This is a genomic window from Pseudomonas sp. rhizo25 (assembly GCF_031931935.1).
Lineage (GTDB): Bacteria > Pseudomonadota > Gammaproteobacteria > Pseudomonadales > Pseudomonadaceae > Aquipseudomonas > Aquipseudomonas synxantha.
Map to the genome: position 1 here is coordinate 1 of NZ_JAUJXA010000054.1, position 471 is coordinate 471.

Annotated in this window: 1 rRNA gene; it reads left to right on the forward strand. The window is 54.6% G+C overall.

Going from position 1 to position 471, the window contains the following annotated elements:
* Positions 1-406: ribosomal RNA gene (locus QZR30_RS27900) — 16S ribosomal RNA — on the forward strand; the annotation flags it as partial.
* Between the last annotated feature and the right edge of the window lie 65 nt (positions 407-471).

Sequence of the window (471 nt, forward strand, 5' to 3'; positions counted from 1 at the left end):
ATGGTGGGCACTCTAAGGAGACTGCCGGTGACAAACCGGAGGAAGGTGGGGATGACGTCAAGTCATCATGGCCCTTACGGCCTGGGCTACACACGTGCTACAATGGTCGGTACAGAGGGTTGCCAAGCCGCGAGGTGGAGCTAATCCCAGAAAACCGATCGTAGTCCGGATCGCAGTCTGCAACTCGACTGCGTGAAGTCGGAATCGCTAGTAATCGCGAATCAGAATGTCGCGGTGAATACGTTCCCGGGCCTTGTACACACCGCCCGTCACACCATGGGAGTGGGTTGCACCAGAAGTAGCTAGTCTAACCTTCGGGAGGACGGTTACCACGGTGTGATTCATGACTGGGGTGAAGTCGTAACAAGGTAGCCGTAGGGGAACCTGCGGCTGGATCACCTCCTTAATCGACGACATCAGCTGCTCCATAAGTTCCCACACGAATTGCTTGATTCATTGAAGAAGACGATA